The 23780-nt window shown below is 73.5% G+C and carries 18 protein-coding genes; 9 read left to right on the plus strand and 9 right to left on the minus strand.

The features are described from left to right. Positions 1–401 precede the first annotated feature (401 nt). Positions 402–1418 carry a zinc-dependent alcohol dehydrogenase gene (locus ABFY03_RS02905; RefSeq protein ID WP_346169062.1) on the plus strand — a complete coding sequence of 339 codons (1017 nt, stop codon included), beginning with the start codon at positions 402–404 and terminating at the stop codon, positions 1416–1418. Between the two features lie 8 nt (positions 1419–1426). On the opposite strand, the gene ABFY03_RS02910 is transcribed toward ABFY03_RS02905, so the two are convergent. The 5 genes from ABFY03_RS02910 to ABFY03_RS02930 all read right to left on the minus strand — a co-directional run bounded on the left by ABFY03_RS02910 (position 1427) and on the right by ABFY03_RS02930 (position 7687). Then, complete coding sequence (locus ABFY03_RS02910) at positions 1427–2872, minus strand: GH1 family beta-glucosidase (protein WP_346169063.1); 1446 nt, start codon at positions 2870–2872, stop codon at positions 1427–1429. Between the two features lie 59 nt (positions 2873–2931). Then, positions 2932–3840 carry a carbohydrate ABC transporter permease gene (locus ABFY03_RS02915; RefSeq protein WP_319013364.1) on the minus strand — a complete coding sequence of 303 codons (909 nt, stop codon included), beginning with the start codon at positions 3838–3840 and terminating at the stop codon, positions 2932–2934. 13 nt (positions 3841–3853) lie between these two features. Beyond that, positions 3854–4858 carry a carbohydrate ABC transporter permease gene (locus tag ABFY03_RS02920; RefSeq protein ID WP_386723747.1) on the minus strand — a complete coding sequence of 335 codons (1005 nt, stop codon included), beginning with the start codon at positions 4856–4858 and terminating at the stop codon, positions 3854–3856. Positions 4859–4983: 125 nt separating this feature from the next. Continuing rightward, a complete protein-coding gene (locus ABFY03_RS02925; RefSeq protein WP_346169064.1) occupies positions 4984–6294 on the minus strand; it encodes an ABC transporter substrate-binding protein in 1311 nt (436 codons plus the stop codon). 379 nt (positions 6295–6673) lie between these two features. Beyond that, positions 6674–7687, minus strand: coding sequence for a LacI family DNA-binding transcriptional regulator (locus ABFY03_RS02930; protein WP_319013362.1), 1014 nt, complete (start codon positions 7685–7687; stop codon positions 6674–6676). A 350-nt stretch (positions 7688–8037) separates the two neighbouring features. Here ABFY03_RS02930 and ABFY03_RS02935 point away from each other — a divergent pair, with 350 nt between their 5' ends. The 4 genes from ABFY03_RS02935 (at position 8038) to ABFY03_RS02950 (ending at position 13831) form a co-directional block, all read left to right on the plus strand. Next, on the plus strand, positions 8038–9003 hold the full coding sequence (locus ABFY03_RS02935; protein WP_319013361.1) for a glycoside hydrolase family 6 protein: 966 nt from the start codon (positions 8038–8040) through the stop codon (positions 9001–9003). A gap of 82 nt (positions 9004–9085) precedes the next feature. Beyond that, positions 9086–10366 carry a glycoside hydrolase family 6 protein gene (locus ABFY03_RS02940; RefSeq protein ID WP_346169065.1) on the plus strand — a complete coding sequence of 427 codons (1281 nt, stop codon included), beginning with the start codon at positions 9086–9088 and terminating at the stop codon, positions 10364–10366. A 273-nt stretch (positions 10367–10639) separates the two neighbouring features. Then, the gene (locus ABFY03_RS02945; RefSeq protein WP_346169066.1) at positions 10640–12793 is read left to right on the plus strand and encodes a glycoside hydrolase family 9 protein; all 2154 of its coding nucleotides are present in this window, start codon (positions 10640–10642) and stop codon (positions 12791–12793) included. 285 nt (positions 12794–13078) lie between these two features. Then, positions 13079–13831 (plus strand): RICIN domain-containing protein, encoded by a 753-nt coding sequence (locus ABFY03_RS02950; RefSeq protein ID WP_346169067.1) that lies wholly within the window; start codon positions 13079–13081, stop codon positions 13829–13831. Positions 13832–14035: 204 nt separating this feature from the next. Here the strand turns inward: ABFY03_RS02950 and ABFY03_RS02955 are convergent, their stop codons facing one another. After that, positions 14036–14659, minus strand: a complete 624-nt coding sequence (locus ABFY03_RS02955; protein WP_319007324.1) for a LysE/ArgO family amino acid transporter — start codon at positions 14657–14659, stop codon at positions 14036–14038. A gap of 69 nt (positions 14660–14728) precedes the next feature. On the opposite strand from ABFY03_RS02955, the gene ABFY03_RS02960 reads away from it, so the two are divergent. The 3 genes from ABFY03_RS02960 (at position 14729) to ABFY03_RS02970 (ending at position 17648) form a co-directional block, all read left to right on the plus strand. Beyond that, positions 14729–15655: a LysR family transcriptional regulator ArgP gene (locus ABFY03_RS02960; RefSeq protein WP_346169068.1), complete on the plus strand. Its 927-nt coding sequence runs from the start codon at positions 14729–14731 to the stop codon at positions 15653–15655. 141 nt (positions 15656–15796) lie between these two features. After that, positions 15797–16990 carry a hypothetical protein gene (locus tag ABFY03_RS02965; protein ID WP_346169069.1) on the plus strand — a complete coding sequence of 398 codons (1194 nt, stop codon included), beginning with the start codon at positions 15797–15799 and terminating at the stop codon, positions 16988–16990. 160 nt (positions 16991–17150) lie between these two features. After that, entirely contained in the window at positions 17151–17648 is a 498-nt protein-coding gene (locus ABFY03_RS02970; protein WP_319012459.1) for an SgcJ/EcaC family oxidoreductase, read from the plus strand. 51 nt (positions 17649–17699) lie between these two features. Here ABFY03_RS02970 and xdhC read toward each other — a convergent pair whose 3' ends face one another. Genes xdhC through ABFY03_RS02985 form a run of 3 tightly spaced genes read right to left on the minus strand, consistent with a single transcriptional unit; the run spans position 17700 to position 22337 of the window. Continuing rightward, entirely contained in the window at positions 17700–18509 is an 810-nt protein-coding gene (gene xdhC, locus ABFY03_RS02975) for a xanthine dehydrogenase accessory protein XdhC (protein WP_319012460.1), read from the minus strand. A 1-nt stretch (position 18510) separates the two neighbouring features. Next, the gene (gene xdhB / locus ABFY03_RS02980) at positions 18511–20871 is read right to left on the minus strand and encodes a xanthine dehydrogenase molybdopterin binding subunit (protein WP_346169070.1); all 2361 of its coding nucleotides are present in this window, start codon (positions 20869–20871) and stop codon (positions 18511–18513) included. Next, a complete protein-coding gene (locus ABFY03_RS02985; protein ID WP_346169071.1) occupies positions 20868–22337 on the minus strand; it encodes a xanthine dehydrogenase small subunit in 1470 nt (489 codons plus the stop codon). Before ABFY03_RS02985 ends, xdhB begins: the two co-directional genes overlap by 4 nt. Positions 22338–22780: 443 nt before the next feature. On the opposite strand from ABFY03_RS02985, the gene ABFY03_RS02990 reads away from it, so the two are divergent. Further along, positions 22781–23770 carry a MerR family transcriptional regulator gene (locus ABFY03_RS02990; RefSeq protein WP_346169072.1) on the plus strand — a complete coding sequence of 330 codons (990 nt, stop codon included), beginning with the start codon at positions 22781–22783 and terminating at the stop codon, positions 23768–23770. Positions 23771–23780 lie beyond the last annotated feature (10 nt).

The following is a 23780-nucleotide window of genomic DNA, read 5'->3' on the forward strand; positions in this document are numbered from 1 at the left end:
GCCCTGAAGGGGTCGGGGCCCGGCGAAGACAGGGCTGCGCAGCGATGGTCGGACCGGGCGGGGGCAGAGTGAAACGTCGGCCCCCGGCGGTCGGTGAGCTGGCGAACGCGACACATTGTGAGCGCTAACAGACTCGTAACTCAAGGGCTTGTACGGGCGTTACCAGTTTTTGATGCGCGGGCCCGCGTCGGTGGCAGCAAGCACCCGCCCTCAAGTTGTGAGCGTTAACACCCGCCTCCCCAGGATCGCGCCGATCGCCGGACACCCCGTGCGACGAGGGCCGTTGACACCCTCCACCGCGCTTCGTATCGTCGCGACACCTTTTCGAACGACGCCCGATATATCGAACAACGGGAGCGCCCCATGCCCTCCACCCGGTCCGGCGCCCGAGACGGCTCGCGGTGAGCCCGCCGGGGAAGGCCGTCGTCCTCGACGCTCCCGGGACGTCTCGTCTCGTCGAGCACGTGCCCCGGCGGCCGGGCCCCGGCGAGGCCCAGGTGCGCGTCCACGCCGCCGGGATGTGCGGCAGCGACCGCGACCTCTACCTGGGCCGCCGCCCCGCCCCGTACGCGCGCTATCCGCTCACCCCCGGCCACGAGTGGTCCGGCACCGTCACCGCCGTGGGCGAGGGCGCGCCGGCGTCCCTCATCGGGCGGAAGGTCGTGGGCGAGGGGCTGTGGAACTGCGCGACCTGTGCCCGCTGCCGCGCCGGCGAGACCGACCTGTGCACCGCCGGCTACGAGGAGACGGGGTTCACCCGCCCCGGCGCGATGGCCCCGACCCTGACGCTACCCGCCCGGCTGCTGCACACCCTGCCGCCGGACGCCGATCTCACCGCCGCCGCGCTGCTCGAACCCGCCGCCCGCGCGGCCGCCGCCGTCCTCAAGGCGGGCCCGCTGCCCGGTGCGCGGGTGGCCGTCATCGGCGCCGGCGCCCTCGGCCTGTTCACCGCGCAGCTCCTCGGCGCCTTCTCCCCGAGCGAGCTGACGGTCGTCGGCACCGGCCCCGGCCGGGCCGCCCTGGCCGACCGCTTCGGAGCCACCGCCTACCGCACCTGGGACCGGCCTTCCGGTCTCGTGGACTTCGACCTCGTGATCGACGCCGTGGGCGCGGCGTCGACCGCGCGCGCCGCGACGTCCCTGCTGCGGCCGGGGGGACGCCTGGTGCTCACCGGCATCCCGGTCCACGGCGCGGCCGGGCTCGATCCCGCCCGGCTCGTCGCACGGCAGCTGTCGATCGGAACCGCCCTCGGAGCCCCCTCCGGCGCCTGGTCCTCCGCCGTGCGCGCCTTCTCCGCGGCGCGGCTGACACCGCTCGAACTCGTCACGCACCAGCTGGGCGTCGACGAGTTCGAGCGGGCCATGGCACTCACGGCCGGCGGCGATCCCCGTGTCGGGCGGGTCCTGCTCCGCCCCTGAGGAACGGCTCAGAGAGCCGGGATCGCGTTCGCGGCGATGGCCCTGGCGTACCACCGGGCGCTGCGCTTCGGCGTCCGCAGCTGGGTGGCGTAGTCGACGTGGACGGCGCCGAAACGCTTGGCGTATCCGTAGGCCCATTCGAAGTTGTCGAGCAGGGACCAGAGGAAGTAGCCGCGGACGTCCGCCCCGTCGGCGATGGCCCGGTGGACGGCCGCGAGGTGCTGGTGGAGGTAGTCGATCCGGTCGTGGTCGTGGATCCGGCCGTCCGCCGCGGGAACGTCGGGGAAGGCCGCGCCGTTCTCGGTGACCGCCAGCGGGAGGCCGGGGTGGGCGCGGGAGACGGCCGTCAGGCGGTCGTAGAGGCCGGTGGGATCGATGGCCCAGCCCATGTCGGTGGTCTCGCCGGGCGGGCGGTGGAAGCGCACGTGCTCGGAGCCGGGCCACGGTGCGTGGTCGCTCTCGCCGTGGGCGTGGTCGGCCGCGACCGGTCCGGACCCGGGGGCGGAGACGACGGCGGGCGTGTAGTAGTTGATGCCCAGGAGGTCGATGGGCGCGCCGATGGCGGCCTCGTCGCCGGGCCTCACGAGGGCGTCCCAGTCGACGACGTGGGCGGTGTCGGCGAGGAGGTCGTCCGGGTATCCGCCGGAGAGCATCGGGCCGGTGAAGACGCGGTTGGCGACGGCGTCGATGCGGCGGGCCGCGTCGAGGTCGGCGGGGTCCGTGGTGAGCGGGCGGACCTGGTGGAGGTTGAGGGAGACCGCGACCCGGGCGTGGCCGGGCAGGGCCGCGCGCAGGGCGGCGGTGGCGCGGCCGTGCCCGAGGTTGAGGTGGTGGGCCGCGCGCAGGGCGAGTGCGGGGTCGGTGCGGCCGGGCGCGTGGACGCCGGAGCCGTAGCCGAGGAAGGCGGAGCACCAGGGCTCGTTGAGCGTGGTCCACAGGGCGACCCGGTCGCCGAGGACGTCGGCCGCCAGGGCCGCGTACTCGCCGAAGCGCTCGGCCGTCTCGCGCGCCGTCCAGCCGCCCTCGTCCTCCAGCTCCTGGGGAAGGTCCCAGTGGTACAGGGTGGCGACGGGCTGGACGCCGGCGTCGAGCAGTTCGTCGACGAGCCGGCTGTAGAAGTCGAGGCCGGCGGCGTTGGCGGGTCCCCGGCCACCGGGCTGGATGCGCGGCCAGGCCAGGGAGAAGCGGTACGCCTGGAGGCCGAGGTGGGACATCAGGGTCACGTCGGTGCGGTACCGGTGGTAGTGGTCGCAGGCGATGTCACCGGTGTCGCCGTCCGCGACCTTGCCGGGGGTGTGGGAGAAGGTGTCCCAGATGGAGGGCGTGCGGCCGTCCTCGGCGACGGCGCCCTCGATCTGGTACGCGGCGGTGGCCGCGCCCCAGAGGAAGCCGGGCGGGAACTGCAGCCGGTCGACGGCCGCGGCGGCGGGGGCGGTGACGGGGGTTGCGGACATGGTGGTGTCTCCCTTGGACGAAGGGGTTCGTGGACGAGGAGGCGGGGCGCGGGCCGGCGTCAGCCCTTGAGGGCGCCCTGGGTGATGCCGCCGACGATGTGCCGGCCGAAGAGGGCGAAGACCAGCAGGAGCGGCAGGGTGCCCATGAGCGCTCCGGCGGTGATGACGGACCAGTCGGTCGACCAGCCGGTGCCCAGTCCGGCGAGGGCGACCTGGACGGTGGGGTTGGTGGAGCCGTTCATGACGATGATCGGCCAGAGGAAGTCGTTCCACGACTGGACGAAGGTCAGCATGCCGAGGACCGCCATCGCCGGGCGGGCGACGGGGAAGACGACGTGCCAGATGACCCGCAGCGAGTTGGCGCCGTCGACCCGGGCGGCCTCCAGGAGCTCCGTGGGCAGCGCCTGGGAGAGGAACTGGCGCATGAAGAAGACGCCGAAGGCGGTGACCAGGACGGGCAGGATCAGCGCCCCGAGGTGATTGGCGAGCCCCAGGTTCTTGGTCAGGATGAACAGGGGCACGACGCTGAGCTGCGCGGGCACGGCGAGGGTGGACAGGACCAGGCCGAGCATCACCTTCTTGCCGCGGAAGCGGAGTTTGGCGAAGGCGAAGCCGGCGAGCACGGAGAAGGTCACCGTGCTGACCGTGACGGCGCCGGCGACGAGCGTGGAGTTGAGGAGGGCGACGCCCATGCCGCGTCCGCCGGCGTTGTTCCAGACGTACGTGAGGTTCTCGAAGAGGTTGCCGCCGGGCAGCAGCGGCGGCGGGCTGGAGACGACCGCGTGGCTGTCGGTGGAGGCGGCGACCAGCGTCCAGTACAGCGGGAACAGCGAGGCCAGGGCGGCGAGTCCGAGGACGACCCGGGCGAGTCGCCCGGCCCGGTGCTGGCCGCCGGCGCGGCCGGCGCGGGCGGACGGGCGCGTCGCCGTGCGCCGGGGGAGGTCGGATGCGGGGGTGGTGGTGGTCATGGGGTACTCCACGTCACTGGGAGGCGCGCAGGCGGCGGGTGATCAGCGCGTTGACGAGCCCGATGAGCAGCAGCAGGCCGAACATGATCCAGGCGACCGCGCTGGCGCGCCCGAGCATGCTGGAGTGGAAGCCCTGGTCGTACATGAGGATGCCGAGGGTCTCGTACTGGTGGTCGGTGCCGCCCTGGTGGCCGCTCTGGCCGCCGAACAGATAGGGCTCGCCGAAGAGTTGGGTGGCCCCGATGGTCGAGACGATCACCGTGAAGAGGATCGTGGGCCGCAGAGCGGGGATCGTGACGTGCAGGAACTGCTTCCAGCGGTTGGCGCCGTCGAGGGCGGCGGCCTCGTACAGCTCGCGCGGCACGGCCTGCATGGCGGCGAGGAAGATCAGGGCGTTGTAGCCGGTCCACCGCCAGGTGACGATCACGGAGATCGCGAACTGCGAGCTCCAGCGGCCGGCCTCCCAGTGCACGGGCCCGGCGCCGAACAGGCCGAGGACCCAGTTGGCCATGCCGCCCTCGGGGCTGAAGATGAGGGCGAAGACGAGGGTGGCGGCGGCGACGGAGGTCGCGTACGGGGCGAGCAGCGCGGTACGCAGGAACCCGCGGGCGCGCAGCCGGTAGTTGAGCAGGTGGGCGAGGCCCAGCGCCATCAGCAGCTGCGGCACGGTGGACAGGACGCCGAGGGTGAAGGTGTTGAGGAGGGCGTTCCAGAAGTAGTGGCTGACCTGGCCGGTGAACAGGTCCGCGTAGTTGCGCAGCCCGACCCATTCGGCACGGTCGACGTTGTACAGGCTCACCCGGTGGAAGGAGAGCCATCCCGTGTAGAGGAGCGGGAAGAGGCCGAAGGCGGCGAAGACGAGGAAGAAGGGGGCGACGAGGGCGTACGGGGTGCCCTTGGTGTCCCAGCGGTGCAGGCGGCTGCGCCAGGCCGAGGCCCGGGCGGAGCGGGGCGGGGGCGGCGGGGTGGACCGGCGGCCGGCGGGGCCGTTGCGGCTGGGTGCGGTCGTGGAGGCCACGGGCGGTTCCTTCGGTGGTCACGGCGGGTGCGTCGGTACGGGGTGGGGGCGGCCGGCTCCCCTGTGGCCGGCCGCCCCCACCCCCGCGACGGCGGCCGGGCGGGAGGCGGGCGGGACGGGGCGCGCTACTGGAGGGTGCTGTCGACCTCGCGCACCGTGGCGTTCCACGCCTCCTCCGGGCTCTTGCCGTTCTGTTCCATGAGCTGGACGCCGGTGCCGAAGGCGCCCGCCAGGTCCTGCGCGTGCGGGCCGATCTCGGCGGGCTTGATGGCCTGGGCGGCGGTGGAGAAGATCCGTCCGGTGGCCGCGCCGGGGCCGATGTAGGGGTTCTTGTAGTCGACGACGCCGGGCAGCTCGTAGGCGGCCTGGTTGGCGGGGATGTTGCCGACCTTCTGGAAGACCTTCGCCTGCTGCTCGGGCGCGGTCAGCCAGGCCACGAGCTTCCTGGCCTCCTCGACGTGCTTGCCGGAGGCGGGCACGGCGAGGAAGGAGCCGCCCCAGTTGCCGGCGGCCGGGGGCTGGGCGATGTTCCACTTGCCCTTGTTGGCGGGGCCGGAGAACTGCTGGATGTTGGCCTGCTGCCAGGACGGGCAGACGGTGGTGGCGAAGGTCGACTTGGAGAACGCGGTCTGCCAGGGGGTGTCGAACATCTTCAGACCCTGGCTGGTCTTGCCCTGGACGGCCTTGACGGCCAGGTCCCAGGCGGTCTTGACGCTGGGCGAGTCCTTGTAGGCGAGCTCGCCGTCCTTGTAGTACTGGACGGGGCTGCTGGAGACGACGGCGTTGAACAGCCCGGTGGCGCTGTCCATGAAGAAGGTGCCCTTGGGCGCCTTGGCCTGGTACCGCTTGCCCGTCTCGACGAACTTCGCCCAGTCGCCGGCCCACAGCCTGCCGACGGACTCGGGGTCGGAGGGCAGGCCCGCGGCCTTGAACAGGTCCTGGCGGTAGCAGATGGCCATCGGGCCGACGTCGGTGCCCAGGCCGATGGTCCTGCCGTCGGCGGTGGTCGCCTGGTCCCACTTCCAGGGCAGGTAGTTCTTCTTCTCGACGCCGGGGGCGTCGGACAGGTCGGCGAAGGCGTCGGCGAGGTCCTCGGAGGTGGCGAGGGATATCCGGCCGACCTCCAGGGCCTGGACGTCGTCGAGTCCGCCGCCGGACAGGCGGGTCTGCAGGGCGGTCCAGTAGTTGCCCTCGACGGTCGTCGGGTTCTCCTTGATGGTGATCCCCGGGTGCTGCTTCATGTACGCGTCGTACAGCCCGGCCTCCTTGTAGCCGAACGTGCCGAAGGTGCCGACGGTCAGGGTGATCTTCCCGTCGGCGGAGGCGGAGCCGCTGTCGGAGGACGAGCAGCCGGTGAGGACGAGCGCGAGGGTCGCCGCAGCGGAGGCGAGGACGGCGGAGCGGAGACGGGCGCGCTGCACGGTCGGTCGGGACATGGCATCTCCTCGATGCGTCAAGGGAGGGGCGAGGGACCCGCCGGCGGTCGCTCGGGGGCGGTGGCCGGCGCGGGAGGGAAGGGCCTTCGAAGGCCGGGGGAAGGCCACGCTGTCGGAGCTGAGTCCCGGGTTTGGGAGCGCTCCCAAATGGTGGCGTCGAAACCCTGCCGCCCGCTTGACGGTCTGTCAAGGCGGTCGGCCGGGGCGGACAGCGCACGCGGATCCGCACGGACGAGCGCGCCGATCGGCGCACGGGCGAACGTCCGGATCGGCGCACGCACGTACGCGCGTCGACATGCGGACGGGCAGGCGGACGGAGCTCACGGCGGAGCCCGGGGGGCGCGGCGGCGGGCCGGGAGGCCCGCCGCGACGCGGCCCGTCAGGCGCTGGCGCGGACGACCAGGCGGGTGGGGAGGATCAGCGGGGTGGGGGCCTGTCCGTTGAGGAGCGCGACGAGCATGCGCGCCATCTCGCGGCCGAGACCCTCTATGGGCTGGTGCACCGTGGTCAGCGGCGGATCGGCGATCCGGGCCACGGCCAGGTCGTCGAAGCCGATCACGGCCACGTCCTCGGGGACGCGGCGGCCGGCCCCGCGCAGGGTGCGCAGCGCCCCCACACCCATGTTGTCGCTGGCGGCGAACACCCCGTCCAGGTCCGGGTGGCGCTCCAGCAGGGCGGCCATGCCCTCCGCTCCGCTCGACTCGGTGAAGTCGCCGGCCTGCGGCGGACACGGTTCCAGTCCCGCCGCCAGCATCGCGTCCCGGTAGCCGCGGTGACGGGCGCGCCCCACCTCCGTGTCCAGGCGTCCGCAGATCGTGGCGACGCGGGTCCGGCCGAGCGAGATCAGGCGCTCGGTGGCCGCGCGCGCCCCGCCGACGTTGTCGACGTCCACGTACCACCGGGGGTCTAAACCGACGGGGCGCCCGCCGAACACGACGGGCATCTCCGCCTCCTGGGCCATGCGGGCCAGGGGATCGTCCTCGCGCAGCGCCATCAGCATGACGCCGTCCGCCCCCTTGGACCGGAGCAGCTGCTCCACGCGCCTGCGCCCCCGGTCGGAGGCGGCCAGACACAGCATCAGGTGCAGGTCGGCGTCCTCCAGGGCCGCCGAGGCCCCCACGATCACCTGGGCGAAGAACGGATCCGCGAAGATCGACGGATCCTCCCCCGAGACGACCAGGGCGGCCGCTCCGGTCTGCCGGGTCGCCAGCGCCCGGGCGGTCGGGTTCGGTACGTATCCGAGTCGGTGGACGGCCCGTTCGACCGCCTCGCGTTTGGCGGGGCTGACGTGCGGGGCGTTGTTGAGCACACGCGAGGCCACCGACCTTGAGACTCCGGCCAGTTCGGCCACCTCGTCGAGGGTCGACTGCCGGCGCGGCACATCTTCGGCCATGATCCGCCTTCCTGTCGCGGCCTGAACGCCTGGAAGGCTGGAAGCGCTTCCAGTTCCAGGACTGTAAAGGGTGATCGCCGCCATGTGAAGTGTCGGTTACGTGAGGCCACTTGACAGTGACGATCAGCGGAACACACGATACGGCCACGCCCCGGACCTACCGCCGCGGACTGGAACCGCTTCCAGTGGGAGCGCTTCCAAGGTCTCGTACGTCCCAGGCGTGCTGGTGTCCCCGAGGTCGGAGCCACGACCTCACCGGGACCTCGTACCACCGCACTTCCTCAGTGCGCCGCACCGCTCGGGACGAGAGCGGTGCGACGCGTCCGCCGTCAGGAAACCGAGGTACAGCCATGCGCCGCCGAATCCGCGCCCTCGTCGCAGCCCTCTCCGCGCTGCCGTTGGCGCTCACCCTCGCCCCGTCCGCCCACGCGGCGGACCCCACCACCATGACCAGCGGGTTCTACGTGGACCCCGACTCCAGCGCGAAGAAGTGGGTCGCCGCCAACCCCGGCGACGGACGCGCCCCCGCGATCAACACCTCCCTCGCCAACACGCCGATGGCCCGCTGGTTCGGCTCCTGGAGCGGCACCATCGGCACCGCGACCGGCGCGTACGTCGGCGCGGCGGACCAGCAGGACAAGCTGCCCGTCCTGGTCGCGTACAACATCCACCTCCGCGACTCGTGCGGCGGGCACTCCGGCGGCGGAGCCTCGTCGCCCTCCGCCTACGCGACCTGGATCGCCCAGTTCGCCGGCGGGGTCGCCAACCGCCCGGCCGTCGTCCTCCTCGAACCCGACTCCCTCGCGGACTACGGCTGCCTGAACCCGACCCAGATCCGCGAACGCCAGGGCATGATCAGCGGCGCCGTCGCCGAGTTCAACCGCCAGGCCCCCAACACCTGGGTCTACCTCGACGCCGGCAACCCCGGCTGGATCAGCGCGGCGGCCATGGCCCAGCGCCTCCACGACGCCGGACTCCGGCAGGCGCACGGCTTCTCCCTCAACATCTCGAACTACTACACCACCACCCAGAACACCGCCTACGGCAACGCCGTCAACAGCGAACTGGCCGCCCGCTACGGCTACACCAAGCCGTTCGTCGTCGACACCAGCCGCAACGGCAACGGCTCCAACGGCGAGTGGTGCAACGCGGCCGGCCGCCGCATCGGCACGCCCACCCGGCTGGGCGGCGGCGCCGAGATGCTGCTGTGGATCAAGGCCCCCGGCGAGTCCGACGGCAACTGCGGCGTCGGGACCGGCTCCACGGCCGGCCAGTTCCTCCCGGAGGTCGCCTACAAGATGATCTACGGCTACTGACATCCGACTCCTGTGGCCCGGGCACCGCCGCCCCGCGACCGGGCCACAGGTACCACCCCCGCCCCTCCGACCAGGAGCCCCCATGAAGCCACGCACCCTACGGCGCCGTGCGACCGCCGCCCTCGCGGCACTCGCGGCCTGCGCCGCCCTCACCGCGACGCAGGGACAGGCGCAGGCCGCACCCGCCACGGACCCGCTCACCCCGACCACCCGGTTCTACGTGGACCCGGAGAGCAAGGCCGCCGAGCAGGCGCTCACCGACCTCCGGAAGGGCGACCTCACCAACGCGGTGAACATGGCCCGGCTCGCGAGCTGGCCGCAGGCCGAGTGGTTCACCGAGGGCACGCCCGACGAGGTCCGGGCCAAGGTGAGGGGCCTCGTCCGCGAGGCCCGCGTGGTGAACCGCACCCCCGTCCTGGTCGCGTACAACGTCCCGGGCCGCGACTGCTCCCAGTACTCCAGCGGCGGCGCCGCCTCCTCCGCCGCCTACCGGCAGTGGATCGACGCCTTCGCCGCCGGCATCGGCGACAGCAAGGCCGTCGTCGTGGTCGAGCCCGACGGCCTGGCGCTCCTCCCGAACGACTGCGGGCCGGACGTCGACCCGACCGGCGAGCTCACGACGACCCGCGTCGCCGACCTCGCCTACGCCGTCAGGACCCTCAAGTCCAAGGCCCGCACCGCGGTCTACCTCGACGCGGGCAACGTCCTGTGGCGACCCGTCGGCGAGATGGCGCGGCGCCTGCTCGACGCCGGCGTCGGGGACGGCGACGGCTTCGCCCTCAACGTCTCCAACACCCACCCCACCGACCACAACGCGCGCTACGGCACCTGGATCGCCCAGTGCATGTGGTACGCCACCGAGGGGCCCGAGCACGCCCGCGGCCACACCGACTGGTGCGCCACCCAGTACTACTCGGCCGCCGCTCCCAACGACGGCGCCCCCGGCAACGCCGTCGACTCCGCCGACCCCGCCACCTGGCGCTGGACCGACGCCTGGTACGACCAGGCCATGGGGACCCCGCCGGCCGACGCGCTGGAGCACTTCGTCATCGACACCAGCCGCAACGGCCTGGGCGCCTGGACCCCGGAGCCCGGCAAGTACACCGGCGACCCGGAGATCTGGTGCAACGCGCCCGGCCGCGGCCTCGGCCCGCGCCCGACCGCCGACACCGGTGTCCCGCTCGTCGACGCCTATCTGTGGATCAAGATCCCCGGCGAGTCCGACGGCAGCTGCACGCGCAACACCGGCGGCACGATCGACCCCGAGTACGGCATCGTCGACCCGCCCGCCGGCACCTGGTGGCCCGACCAGGCCCACACCCTGGCCCGCAACGCGGCACCGCGGCTGACCTTCAACCGCTGACGTCCGCTCCTCCCGCGCCCGGTCCCGGGCGGGCTCCCGCCCGCCCGGGACCGGAGCACGTGCGGCCTCGTGCACGCCGCCGCCGTCACGACCGTTGACGGTGGACGGCGGGCGTCACTAATCTCCGCTCCAGATCCCCGACCTTACGGCCTCGGTGGGGCACGGCACCCTTTGGGAGCGCTCCCACCTCCCCGCCGGGATCTCTGTCTCCACCGGCTCGCGCGCCACCCGCTCGGTCCCGCTGACGTCCACGACACCCCGCAGGAGCCGCACATGCCCCCCACCACGTCCTCGTTATCCGCCGCGCTCCTCACGGGCGCACTCCTCCTCGGCGGCCTCGCGGCCGCACCGACGGCGGCGGGCTCCCCCGCCGTGACGGCGGCGGCGACCACGGCCGTCCGCGTCAACCAGGTCGGCTACCTGCCCGACGGACCCAAGCGCGCCACCGTCGTCACCACGGCGACGCAGGCGCTCGGCTGGCAGCTGCGGAACGCGTCCGGGACGGTGGTCGCCTCCGGCTCGACGGTCCCGCGCGGCGCGGACGCCCCCTCCGGGCAGTCCGTCCAGGTGGCCGACTTCTCCGCGCACCGGGCGACGGGCACCGGATACGTCCTGACCGTGGACGGCAGCAGCAGCGCACCCTTCGACATCCGCGCGGACCTCTACGACGCGCTGCGCTCCGACGCGATGGCCTTCTTCCACCACCAGCGCAGCGGCATCGCGATCGACGCCTCCCTGGTCGGCTCCGCCTACGCGCGCCCGGCCGGGCACCTGGGCATCGCGCCCAACAAGGGCGACGTCTCCGTCCCCTGCCAGGCCGGCGTGTGCGACTACACGCAGGACGTCAGGGGCGGCTGGTACGACGCCGGCGACCACGGCAAGTACGTCGTGAACGGCGGCCTCTCGACCTGGCTGGTGGTCAACTCCTTCGAGCGGGCCGAGCGGGCGGGCAAGGGCGCGGCGCTCGGCGACTCCACGCTCCGGGTCCCCGAGCGCGGCAACGGCGTGCCCGACGTCCTCGACGAGGCCCGCTGGGAGCTGGACTTCCTCATGCGGATGCAGGTGCCCGAGGGCAAGCCGTACGCCGGCATGGCGTTCCACAAGGTCCACGACGCGGCCTGGACCGGCATGCCGCTGCGCCCCGACCAGGACGCCCAGCCGCGCGAGCTCCACCGCCCGTCGACGGCCGCGACCCTCAACCTCGCGGCCGCCGCCGCGCAGTGCGCCCGGGTCTACCGGCCGTACGACGCGGCCTACGCCGACCGCTGTCTGTCGGCCGCCCGCCGGGCCTGGACCGCCGCCCGGGCCAACCCGGCCATGTACGCGCCGAGTTCGGACAGCACGGGAGGCGGCGCCTACGAGGACACTCGGGTCACCGACGAGTTCTACTGGGCGGCCGCCGAGCTGTACGCGGCCACCGGCGAGAGCGCCTTCCGGGACGCGCTCACCTCCTCGTCCTGGCACACCTCCGCCGACGCCTTCAGCGCGTACGGCTTCGGCTGGGCGGACACCGCCGCCCTCGGCCGGCTCGTCCTGGCCACCGTCCCCACCGGCCTGCCCGCCTCCGACGTGGCCCGCGTCCGCGCCTCGGTGACCGCCGCGGCCGACGGTTACCTGAACCGGATGGCCGCCCAGGGCTACGCCGTACCCGTCCCCGCGGACGGCTACTTCTGGGGCTCGAACGGCGAGGTCGCCAACGACGCCGTCGTCATGGCCGTCGCCGGCGAGCTGACGGGCGACGCGCGCTACCGCGCCGGCGCGCTGGAGACCATGGACTACCTGCTGGGCCGCAACGCCCTCGGCGTGTCGTACGTGACGGGCCACGGCGAGGCGACCGCGCAGAACCAGCACCACCGCTTCTGGGCCCACCAGTTGGACGCCTCCCTGCCGCACCCGCCCGCGGGATCCCTGGCGGGCGGTCCGAACAGCGGGCTCCAGGACCCGGTGGCCCAGGAGCGGCTGCGCGGCTGCGCCCCGGCCGCCTGCTACATCGACCACATCGACTCGTACTCGACCAACGAAGTCGCCGTGAACTGGAACGCCCCGCTGGCCTGGCTCGCCGCCTACGCCGCCGAGCGGACCTCCGACGGCGGCGGGGGCGAACCGCCCGCCGCCACCTGCGCGGTGACGTACACCGTGACCAACTCCTGGAACACCGGCTTCACCGCGAACGTCACCATCCGCAACACCGGCACGGCGGCCGTGGACGGATGGCAGCTGGCCTGGACCTACGCGGCCGGCCAGACCGTCACGAGCGCGTGGAACGCCACCGTCACCCAGAGCGGCCCGTCCGTCAGCGCCCGCGGCACGGACTGGAACCGGACGATCGCGCCCGGCGCGAGCGTGAGCTTCGGAGTCCAGGGGACCCACACCGGATCGACCCCCTCCCCCACGGCCTTCACCCTCAACGCGAGCGCCTGCGCCTGACCCGGCACGGCCCGGCCGGGACGGGGATCCCTCTCCGTCCCGGCCGGTCCCGGATCCGGGACCGGCGAGGGCGGAAGGCAGCCGTCCGCGCCGGACGCGCAGGTGGCGGCCCCTCTCGCCCCGGCGCCCTCCGCGGACCGGGCGCTGGCGTGATCTCCACCCCGCGTTGTTGACCGTGCTCACCTCGCGCCCGAAGCTCTCACGTGACCCGCACAACCGTCACGACGTCCCCACGCCCGCTCGGCAGGCGTGGGGACGCGTATCCCGTCTCCGTGAGGACCCTCGATGCGCCGAATCGTCGCGCTCTTAGCCACCGCCCTGCTCGCCGGAGCCGCCGCGCTCACCGCGCCCGGCGCCCACGCCGCCGAGAACCCCGCCGTCACGACGGGGGCCGCGGCGACCGTCCCGGGCCCCGGCGGTGTCGGGAGCTGCACCGACGGCGGCATGTCCGCCACCTGCACGGGCCTCGACCCGATGCAGACCTGGACCGTCAGCGGCACCTGCATGGCCTGGGACTTCAGCACCAACTCGTACGTCTTCTCGCAGGCGTTCAGCAGCTGGGTCGTCGGCGACACCACCCACTCGGCGAGCTGCTTCGGCACGAGCACGTGGTGGGCGGGCGGCGTCGCGTTCGGATCCCCCGTCCCGGCCGGCCCGGTCGGCCAGGTCACCGGCCTCGGGGGCAAGTGCCTGGACGTGCGCGGCGGCAGCATGGCCAACAAGACGCCCACCCAGATCTGGGACTGTCTCGGCAACGTCAACCAGCGGTGGAAGATCGGCGCCGACGGCACCATCCGCGCCGTCGGCGTCTGCCTGGACATCTGGGACGGCCGCACCGGCAACGGCACCCAGGTGCACACCGGCCCGTGCAACGGCAACATCGCCCAGCAGTGGTCGGTCCGGAGCGACGGAGCGATCGTCAACACGAAGTCCGGCCGCTGCCTGGACGTCCGGGGCTACGACACCACCAACGGCAACGTCGTGCAGATCTGGGACTGCAACGCCACCTCGAACCAGATCTGGCGACTGCCCGTCTGATCCGAGCGGGCCCGGCCCGTCCGAGCGTCGGGTCGTGCGCGGCTAGGCCGTCTCTTCCGGATCATGCCGGGCTCGCGACGCCTGGCACGCACGCTCGCGGCGTTGTCGTCGGTCGCCAACGCTCCGCGTTCACTCCCTCCTCCGCCTTGCGAGCGCACGCACCAGACGCCGCTCCCTGATCCGGCCTGATCCGAAAGAAACGACCTAGGCGCCGGCCACCAGCATGCCGCCCATGGTCAGCATGGTGGCCGCGACCAGCCCGTCCAGGACGCGCCACGCCTTCGGGCGGGAGAGGAGACCGCTGAGCAGCCGGGCGCCGAAGCCCAGGGCGAAGAACCAGGTCAGGCTGGCGAGGGCCGCGCCGATGCCGAAGGCCCAGCGCAGGTCACCGCGGTCGGAGGCGAGGGAGCCCAGGAGCAGGACGGTGTCCAGGTACACGTGCGGGTTCAGCCAGGTCATCGCCAGGCAGGTCAGGACGGCCCGGCGGGCCGAGCCGGCGTCCGGGCCCGCGGCGGTCAGGGCGGCGGTCGCGTCGGGACGCACGACCCGCCGGGCGGCGAGGAAGCCGTAACAGAGCAGGAACGCCCCGCCCGCCAGGCCCACGGCGGTCAGCGCGGCCGGCCACGCCGTGACGACCGCGCCGACCCCGGCCACGCCGAGGGCGATCAGCACCGCGTCCGACACGGCGCAGATCGCGACCACCGCGAGGACCGCGTGGCGGCGGGCGCCCTGGCGCAGGACAAAGGCGTTCTGGGCGCCGATGGCGACGATGAGGGAGAGGCCGGTTCCGAATCCGGCGAGCACGGCGGCGAGGAGGCTGCTGGTCATGGCTACGACGGTAGGAAGGGTTCGCGGATGAGTACAGCTAAAGATTCTTAGGTACCCTTAGCCGTACTTATGGAAGAGCTTCCCCTGGACCAGGTCCGGACGCTGCTGGCGGTGGTCGACGAGGGCACCTTCGACGCAGCGGCCGCCGCCCTGCACGTGACCCCGTCCGCCGTCAGCCAGCGCGTCAAGGCGCTGGAGCAGCGCACCGGCCGAGTCCTGCTGATGCGGACCAAGCCGGTGCGTCCCACCGAGTCCGGCGAGGTCGTGGTGCGGTTCGCCCGCCAGCTGGCCCGGCTGGAGCGGGACGCCCGCGCCGAGCTGGGCCTGGCGGCCGAGCCGGGTCCGGTCCGGATCCCGATCGCGGTGAACGCGGACTCCCTGGCCACCTGGTTCCTGCCCGCCCTCACCCGGGTCCCGCAGTCCCCGCCGATCTGCTTCGAGCTCTACCGCGAGGACGAGTCCCACACCACCGCCCTGCTGCGCGAGGGGCAGGTCATGGCGGCCGTCACGTCCTCCCCCGACCCGGTGGCCGGCTGCACGGTGCGGCGGCTGGGCCTGGCCCGCTACCGGGCGGCGGCCACGCCCGCCTTCGCCGCCGCCCACCTCGCCGGACCCCTGCCGGAGGCGCTGCGCGAGGCCCCGACGGTGGTCTTCGACCGGCGCGACCGCCTCCAGGACGCCTTCGTGCAGTCGCTCACCGGGGGCCGCTGGGGCGCGGGACCGGTGCGCCACCTGGTACCCACGTCCGACGGCTTCCGGGACGCGGTGGCCTTCGGCCTCGGCTGGGGCATGGTCCCCGAGCCACAGGCGGAACCGCTGCTGCGCTCGGGCCGGCTGGTGGAACTGGCACCGGGGCGGCCCATGGACGTCCCCCTGTACTGGCAGCAGTGGAAACTGGACTCACCCGCCCTGTCCACCGTGGCCCAGGTCGTGGCGACGGCCGCCGCGGAGGCCCTGCTGAAGGGCCGGGAAAGCGGTCCGCCCGAGCACCCCTGAGGCGGCCGGCCTCGTCCGCACGTACGGGTGGAGCCTCGTTCGGCTCACCCGTCGAGCCGTAGGACGGGTTGCCTCTTCCCCTGCGCGGGCCGCGGACCATACTGGTCAGGCCCTGATCGCCATCGCCCACCGAACGGTTCCATGGCCAAGAACACGACTGCAGCGACCACCGTCCCCGACACCGCCTGGGTCGGGCGCGGGCGTCACCTCGGGCCCGAGCCCGAGCAGGACGTCCGGCGCAACCTGATCGCCCTCAAGGCGGCCCGGGTGATCGACGACTTCCTGGACCTCGACCCCGTCGAGGCGGCGCGCTCCACCGACCTGTACCCGCGGGACGAGTCCGCCGACCCCGGTCCGGCGGCCCGCCGTCTCTTCGAGGCCCGCTGGCGCGTGGCCGACGACGTCACGGTGCGGGCCCAACTGACCACGTTCGATCCCGAGTCCCGCGCGATGAAGCGCGAGGGCGTCGTCTGGGTCCTGGCCGCCGAGGCCGAGCAGGCGTGGGACGCGAACTGGCCCTCGCCGGCCACCGTCTTCTGGCCCGACAGCGAGCAGGTCGCCTGGGACCACGACACGGTGCCCGGTCCGCGTCTGCGGGCGGCCAACCACCTGCCGAAGGACGACGACGAGGTGCGCCGCCTGCTGCGGGCCTGTACCCGGCAGAGCTGGTTCCTCCATGTCGTCGTGCACGAGGCGATGACGCCGGACGCGCTGGGCCGTCGGCCGGTCACGGCGTTCCTGCCGCCGAGCCTGCGCCACCGGGTGGTCGAGCACCGGGCCACGCCGGAGCAGGCCCTGATCGCCGACTTCGTGCTGAGGCGCGAGCTGGGGGTGGGGCTGCCGCGCGGGGGTGCCGTCGTCCTGCCGACGGCACCGCGGTCCCCGGACGACGACGCGGAGCGCTTCACAGTCCGCAACGTGTTCCTGGACGGTACGGAGCCCACCGAACTCCTCCGCAAGATCGAGGAGTTCACGTCCCTGCCGCAGCCCCTGCCGGCCGATGCCGAACAGGCCCTGACCCGGCTGCGCCAAGGCTGGCACCTGCTCACTCCGGCCGAGGAACTGGCCCACGCGCAGGCCATGGTCACCCGGTACGCCAGGGCCCTGGAGGCCATGACGACCTCCTGCGACGCGTACCGCGAGGCCGCCGAGGCGGCGCTCGAAGCCCTCGCCGCGGCGACCGGCGGCGAGGGCGCCCGGCCGGCGTCGCCGGCGGCGGCGGCGAAGCAGGACGACTCGCCCTGGAAGTCCTTCGGCAAGGCCTTCGCCCGCTTCCGGGGCCCGAGCGCCCCGGCGTCGGACGCGGAGGCCGAGCAGCGGCCGCTGGGCCTGTGAGCAGCGTGAAGTAAGCCCTCAGGAGTCGATCGAAGTGGCCCGCCGCGTACGCGGCGGGCCACTTCGTTTCGTCCCGCCCCCTGGCTCCCTTGACGGCCTCCTCCACCCCCCATATATTTCGTTCGGCCGAACGAAATAAAAATGGGGGAAGGAGAACGCCATGGACACCTACGAGAGGGAGATCCGCGACCTCTTCGCGGAGTACTGCAGGACCTGGACCGAGGGCGACGCGGTCGGGTTCGGCCGCCTCTTCACGGAGGACGCCGACTACGTCTCGTACGACGGCAGCTGGGCGGCCGGCGTCACCCGCCTCCAGGACAACCACGACAAACTGTTCCGCGGTGTGATCGCCGGCTCCGCGATGGTCGGCGAGATCGAGTCGCTGCGCCTCCTCACCGACTCCGTCGCCGTCCTGGTGGGCAACGGTTCGGTGCTCATGCCCTGGCGCAGGAGCCTGCCGAAGCGCCGGCTGTCGCGGCAGATCATCGTCTGCGTGCGCACTCCGGAGGGCTGGCGGATCGCGGCGATCCAGAACGGCCGCCAGCGGCCGGTGACCATCCCGGAGCCCGACTCGATGCCGTCGAGGATGTCGCAGGCCATGACCCGGCTGGCCCGGCGCGCCGGCATCGGCAGGGCCCGCGAGGTCGCCCTGCCGTGACGCGCCGGTGAGAGCCGGCGGGTCCGGTTGCCGGTCGTCCGTGTCCGGCGGTCAGACGCCCTCCTTCTCGAAGGTGCGGAGCAGGTCGGCGGCGACGCTCACCGCGATGGTCGCGGGTTCCTTGCCGGTGATGCCGGGCAGACCGATCGGGGTCTTGATGCGGTCGACGGCGGCCTCGTCGTGGCCGCCCTCCGTGAGGAGGCGGGTGCGGAAGCGCGCCCACTTGGCCGCCGACCCGATCAGGCCGATCGTGCCGAGGTGGGGTGCGCGCAGGGCCGCGTCGCACAGGGCGGCGTCCTCGGCGTGGTCGTGCGTCATGATCAGGACGTGGGTGCCGTCCGGCAGCTGTTCGATGACCTCCTCGGGCAGCAGGGGCGTGTGGTGCACCCGGATCCGCGCGACGGCGTCCGCGAGGGCGGCGAGCCGCTCCTCGGCGAGGACCTCGGCGCGGCTGTCGACCAGGTGGAGGTCGAGGTCCTGGCGGGCGAGGACGCGGGCCAGTTCCATCCCGACGTGTCCGACGCCGAAGACGGCCACCGCCCGTACCACCGGGAGGGGTTCGAGCAGCACCGAGACGGTGCCGCCGCAGCACTGGACGCCGTGGCGGTTGGTCACCTTGTCGTTCAGGGCGAAGTCGAGCATCTCCGGTTCGGCGGCGGACGCGGCGATCAGCTCGCGGGCCCGGTCGATGGCGACGGCCTCGACGTTGCCGCCGCCGATCGAGCCCCACGTCCCGGTCCGCCCCACGACGAGCTTCGCTCCGGCCTTGCGGGGGGCGTGGCCGCGTACGGTCGCGACGGTCACGAGCACGCCGGGCTCCCGGCGTGCCCGCAGCCCCGCGACCGCGGTGACCCAGGTCATGTCAGACACGGTGCGACACGTCGGCCGTGGTCCGCGCCCGGGCCTCCTGGACCGCCCAGTACACCGCCTCCGGAGTGGCGGGCGAGGCGAGTTCCACGCTCGCTCCGGCGGGCCCGAACGCCGCGGCGGCCTGCCGCAGCGCCTCGCGCACCGAGAAGGCCAGCATCAGGGGAGGCTCGCCCACGGCCTTGGAGCCGTAGACCGCGCCCTCCTCCGTGGCGTTCTCCAGGAGGCGGACGTGGAACTCCTCGGGCATCTCGGAGAAGCTGGGCAGCTTGTACGTGCTCGCCGCCTGGGTCAGCAGCCGGCCGCGGCCGGGCCCGTCACTCGTGTCCCAGCGCAGGTCCTCCAGCGTCAGCCAGCCCGCGCCCTGCACGAAGCCGCCTTCGACCTGGCCGATGTCGATCATCGGGGAGAGGCTGTCGCCGACGTCGTGCACGATGTCCACCCGTCGGAGGCGGTACGCGCCGGTGAAGCCGTCCACCTCGACCTCGGCCGCCGCGGCGCCGTAGGAGAAGTACTTGAACGGCGAGCCCCTGAACGTCCGGGCGTCCCAGTGCAGGCCCTCGGTCCGGTAGAAGCCGGCCGCCGACAGCTGCACCCGCTGGAAGTAGGCGGTGCGCACCAGTTCGTCCCAGGCCAGCACCTCGTCCTGGCCGAGGACGCGGGCGACGCCGTCGACGACGCGGACGTCGGAGGCGTTCGCCCCCAGCCGGGTGGCGGCGACCCGCGTCAGCCGGTCGCGCAGCTGCTCGCAGGCGTTCTTCACCGCCGCGCCGTTGAGGTCCGCTCCGGAACTGGCGGCGGTGGCCGAGGTGTTGGGCACCTTGTCGGTACGGGTCGGGGCGAGCCGGACCTTGTGCAGGGGGATGCCGAGGGTGGTGGCGGCCACCTGCAGCATCTTGGTGTGGAGGCCCTGTCCCATCTCGGTGCCGCCGTGGTTGATCAGGACCGAGCCGTCCTTGTAGATCAGCACGAGCGCGCCCGCCTGGTTGAAGGCGGTGAGGTTGAACGAGATGCCGAACTTGATGCCGGTGACCGCGAGTCCGCGCTTGGTGTGCGGGTGGGCTGCGTTGAACGCGGCGATCTCGCGCCGGCGGCGGTCGACGTCGCCGTCGGACCGGACCTGCCGCCAGACGGCGGTGATCCGTTCGGGGTGGGTGACCGGCTGTCCGTACGGTGTCGTCTGGCCCTGCCCGGGCCGGTAGAAGTTGCGCTCCCGCAGCTCCATGGGGTCGAGGCCGAGCAGCGGGGCGCACCTGCCCAGGATGTCCTCGATCACCAGCATGCCCTGGGGGCCGCCGAAGCCGCGGAAGGCGGTGTTGGAGACCTTGTGGGTCCTGGCGATGCGGCCGGTGACCCGGGCGTTCGGGATCCAGTAGGTGTTGTCGATGTGGCAGAGCGCGCGGGCGACCACCGGCTCGGAGAGGTCCAGGCTCCAGCCGCCGTCCGCGGTGAGGGTGGCGTCCAGGGCCTGGATGCGGCCGTCGGCGTCGAAGCCGATCCGCCACTCGGCGTGGAAGCCGTGGCGCTTGCCGGACATGGTCAGGTCCTGGGTCCTGGTGAGGCGGACCCGGACCGGCCGGCCGGTCAGCCGGGCGCCGAGCGCGGCGACGGCCGCGAAGCCGTGCGGCTGCATCTCCTTGCCGCCGAAGCCGCCGCCCATCCGGAGGCACTGCACGGTCACCTCGTGGCTGGGCACGCCGAGGACGTGGGCGACGATCTCCTGCGTCTCGGAGGGGTGTTGGGTGCTGCTCTGGACGAACACCTGCCCGTTCTCGTCGACGAGGGCCAGTGCCGCGTGCGTCTCCAGGTAGAAGTGTTCCTGGTCGGAGAAGTGGAACTCGCCCGAGAACACGTGCGCGGAGTCGGCGAAGCCGGCGTCGACGTCGCCGGTGCGGAGCACGGGGCGGGCACCGTGGAAGCTGTCCGCCGCGATCGCGTCCCGCAGGGAGACGACGGAGGGCAGTTCGTCGAGTTCCACCTCGACGGCCTCCGCGCCGAGGCGTGCCGCCTCCAGGGTCTCGCCGAGCACCCAGGCCACCGCGTGGCCGTGGAACATGACCTCGTCGGGGAAGAGCGGTTCGTCGTGCTTCATCCCGGCGTCGTTGACCCCGGGCACGTCGGCGCCGGTCAGCACGCGGACCACGCCGGGCACGGCGAGCGCGGGCGCGGTGCGCAGCGCGGTGATCCTGGCGTGGGCCGTCATGACCTGGACGGGGTGGGCGTGCAGCACGTCCTTGGTGCGGTGCACCAGGTCGTCGGTGTAGAGGGCGGCGCCCGTGACGTGCAGGTGGGCGCTCTCGTGCGGCATGGAGACGCCGACGACGGGGTGCGCGGGGCGTTCGGACAACTGGCTCATGACGACACCGCCTCGGTGGTTCGCGCGTACAGCTTCCTCAGGCTCTGGCCGAGCATCTCGGCGCGGTAGGCGGCGCTCGCGCGATGGTCGTCCAGGGGGGTGCCCTCGGTCCGCAGCACCCCGGCCGCGGCCTCGGCGGTCTCCGCCGTCCAGGGCCGGCCCTCCAGGGCCGCCTCGGTGGCGAGGGCGCGGATCGGGGTGGCCGCAACGCCGCCCAGGCCGATCCGGGCCTTGCGGACGGTCCCGTCCTCGATGTCGAGGGCGAAGGCGACGGCGACGCTGGAGATGTCGTCGAAGCGCCGCTTGGCGATCTTGTGGAAGGCGGTGACCGGCGAGAGGGGCAGGGGGACGCGCACCGCGCGGATCAGCTCGCCGGGACGGCGCACGCTCTGCCGGTAGCCGGTGAAGTACTCCGCCAGCGGGACCTCGCGCTCGCCGTCGGCGTCGGCGAGCAGCACCGACGCCTCCAGCGCGAGCAGGGCCGGCGGGCTGTCCCCGATGGGGGATCCGGTCCCCAGGTTGCCGCCGAGGGTCGCGCCGTTGCGGATGAGCCGGGACGCGAACTGCGGGAACAGTTCGGCGAGGAGGGGGACGGCTCCGTCGAGGCGGCGCTCGATCTCGGTGAGCGTCAGCGCCGCCCCGATCTCGATGTGGCCGGACGCGAAGCGCAGCTCGCGGAGTTCGGGCAGCCGGTCGACGGCGACGACGCAGTCCGCCCGGCGGGAACGGATGTTGACCTCGACGCCCCAGTCGGTGGAGCCGGCGACCACCACGGCGTCGGGCCGCTCGCGCAGCAGTCGCAGGGTCTCGTCCAGGGTGCTCTTCCGCAGGTACGTGCTGCCGTCCCGGGTGTACGCGGTGGCCACCGCTTCCGGCGGGGCCTGCTCGCGGCGCCGGGCCAGGGGGTCGTCCTCGGCGGGCATGCCGACGGCGAACGCGGCGTCGCGGATGGGGCGGTAGCCGGTGCAGCGGCACAGGTTCCCGCTCAGCGCGTGGAGGTCGAAGCCGTTCGGACCGTGCTCGGGGTCGGTGCCGGCATCGGTGGGGTCGGCGTGCGGCCTGCGGTCGGGGCGGTAGTACTCGGCGGCCATGCTGCAGACGAACCCCGGTGTGCAATACCCGCATTGGGAGCCGCCGCGGACCGCCATCTCCTCCTGCACCGGGTGCAGCGCGGCCGGCGCGTGGGCGTCGCCCGCCGGGCGGGCGAGGCCTTCGGAGGTGACGACCTCCTGTCCGTCGAGCGAAGCGGCCGGGAGGAGGCAGGCGTTGACGGCCACCCAGTCGGTGGCCTCGTGCGTCCCGGGGCGGGCGACCAGGACCGCGCAGGCGCCGCACTCGCCTTCGGCGCAGCCCTCCTTGGTGCCGGTGAGGCCGCGTTCGCGCAGGAGGTCGAGGAGGGTGGTGTGGGGGGCGGCCGGTGCTACCGGCATGTCCTGCCCGTTGACCGTGATCCGTGCCGCTGTCACGTCAGGTCCTCGTTTCGGCGCTCGGTCGACAGGTACGTCAAAGGCATCATTCGTCGGGCGGCTTTCTGTTCTGGGACGCGCCCCGGGAGAGGGAGCGGGCGCGGGACGGCACGCGGGAGCGAGGTGCCGGGGAAACGGGAGGGAAGGCGGAGGGAACGGGGAGACCCGGGAGGTGCCGCGGGAGGGCACGGGGGCACAGGAGGAGCGGCGCTCAGCAGCCGTGCGCGATGCGGCCAGGGACCCAGGCGGTGCACGCGGCGAGGCGGCCGAGGTCAGAGTAGGTGAGCATCTGCGGGTCGCCTCCTTCCGGGAGCACGGGGTGATGTCGACGGCAAGGTAGTGGGCGGCGCCTCGGGGGGTCAAGGGGGCGTCCCGCCGTCGGCCGCACCGACGCGCACCGCCCGCAGGGGCTCGCATCGTTTCCGCGTCGTATCGTGGTGCGCATGGATGACACCGTGCACGGCATCACCACGGGCGCCGTCGCCCGGCGCCTGGGCGTCTCCCCGACCACCGTGCGGTCCTGGGACCGTCGGTACGGGATCGGCCCCGCCGTCCGCGCCGACGGGCGGCACCGGCGCTGGAGCCCGACGGACATCGCGGTGCTGGAGGAGATGTGCCGTCTCACGGCGTCGGGCGTCCCGCCCGCCGACGCCGCGCGGGCCGCCCGGGAGGTGGGGGCCTCGGCGGCGCCTGATCCGCGTCCCGGGCCGGGCCGGCGTGCCACGGCCGGCAGCGGGCTGCCGCTGGGCGACGTGCGGCAGGAGTGCCGCGGGCTCGCCCGCGCCGCCGTGCGCCTCGACGGGCCCCTCATGGAGACCATCCTCCGGTCGGCCCTGGCGACGTACGGGCTGGTCACCACCTGGGAGGAGATCATGACTCCGACGCTGCACGCGGTGGGCCGGAAGTGGGAATCGTCGGGCGACCGCTACGTCGAGGTCGAGCACCTGCTCTCCTGGCACATCTCCACCGCACTGCGGCAGGCCGCCGTCACCGGACCGCCGGCCGCCCCCGAGGCTCCCCCGACCGTGCTGGCCTGCGTCCCCGCCGAGCAGCACACGCTGCCGCTGGAGGCGCTCGCCGCCGCCCTCGCCGAACGGTCCCTGCCGACCAGGATGTTCGGCGCCGCCGTGCCCGCCGAGGCGCTCGACGCGGCGGTGCGCCGGTCGGGGCCGGCCGCCGTGGTCCTGTGGTCCCAGGCCCGCTCCACCGCGAACCACGCGCTGGCCCGGCACATCGCCGGGACGGCGTTCGGCGTACGGGGCGCCCGCACCGCTCCTCTGGTCCTCCTCGCGGGCCCCGGCTGGCGCGGCCGCACACCCGACCCCGGCACGGCACGCCCGGCCGGCCTGCGGGAGGCGATCGACGTCGTCTCCCGCCTGTACGGAGAACCTGCCGGGGGCGGGGACGAGCGGACCGGCGGCACCGGGCCCTGACCGGTGGCGG

The organism is Streptomyces roseofulvus, assembly GCF_039534915.1.
GTDB classification, from domain to species: Bacteria; Actinomycetota; Actinomycetes; order Streptomycetales; family Streptomycetaceae; genus Streptomyces; species Streptomyces roseofulvus.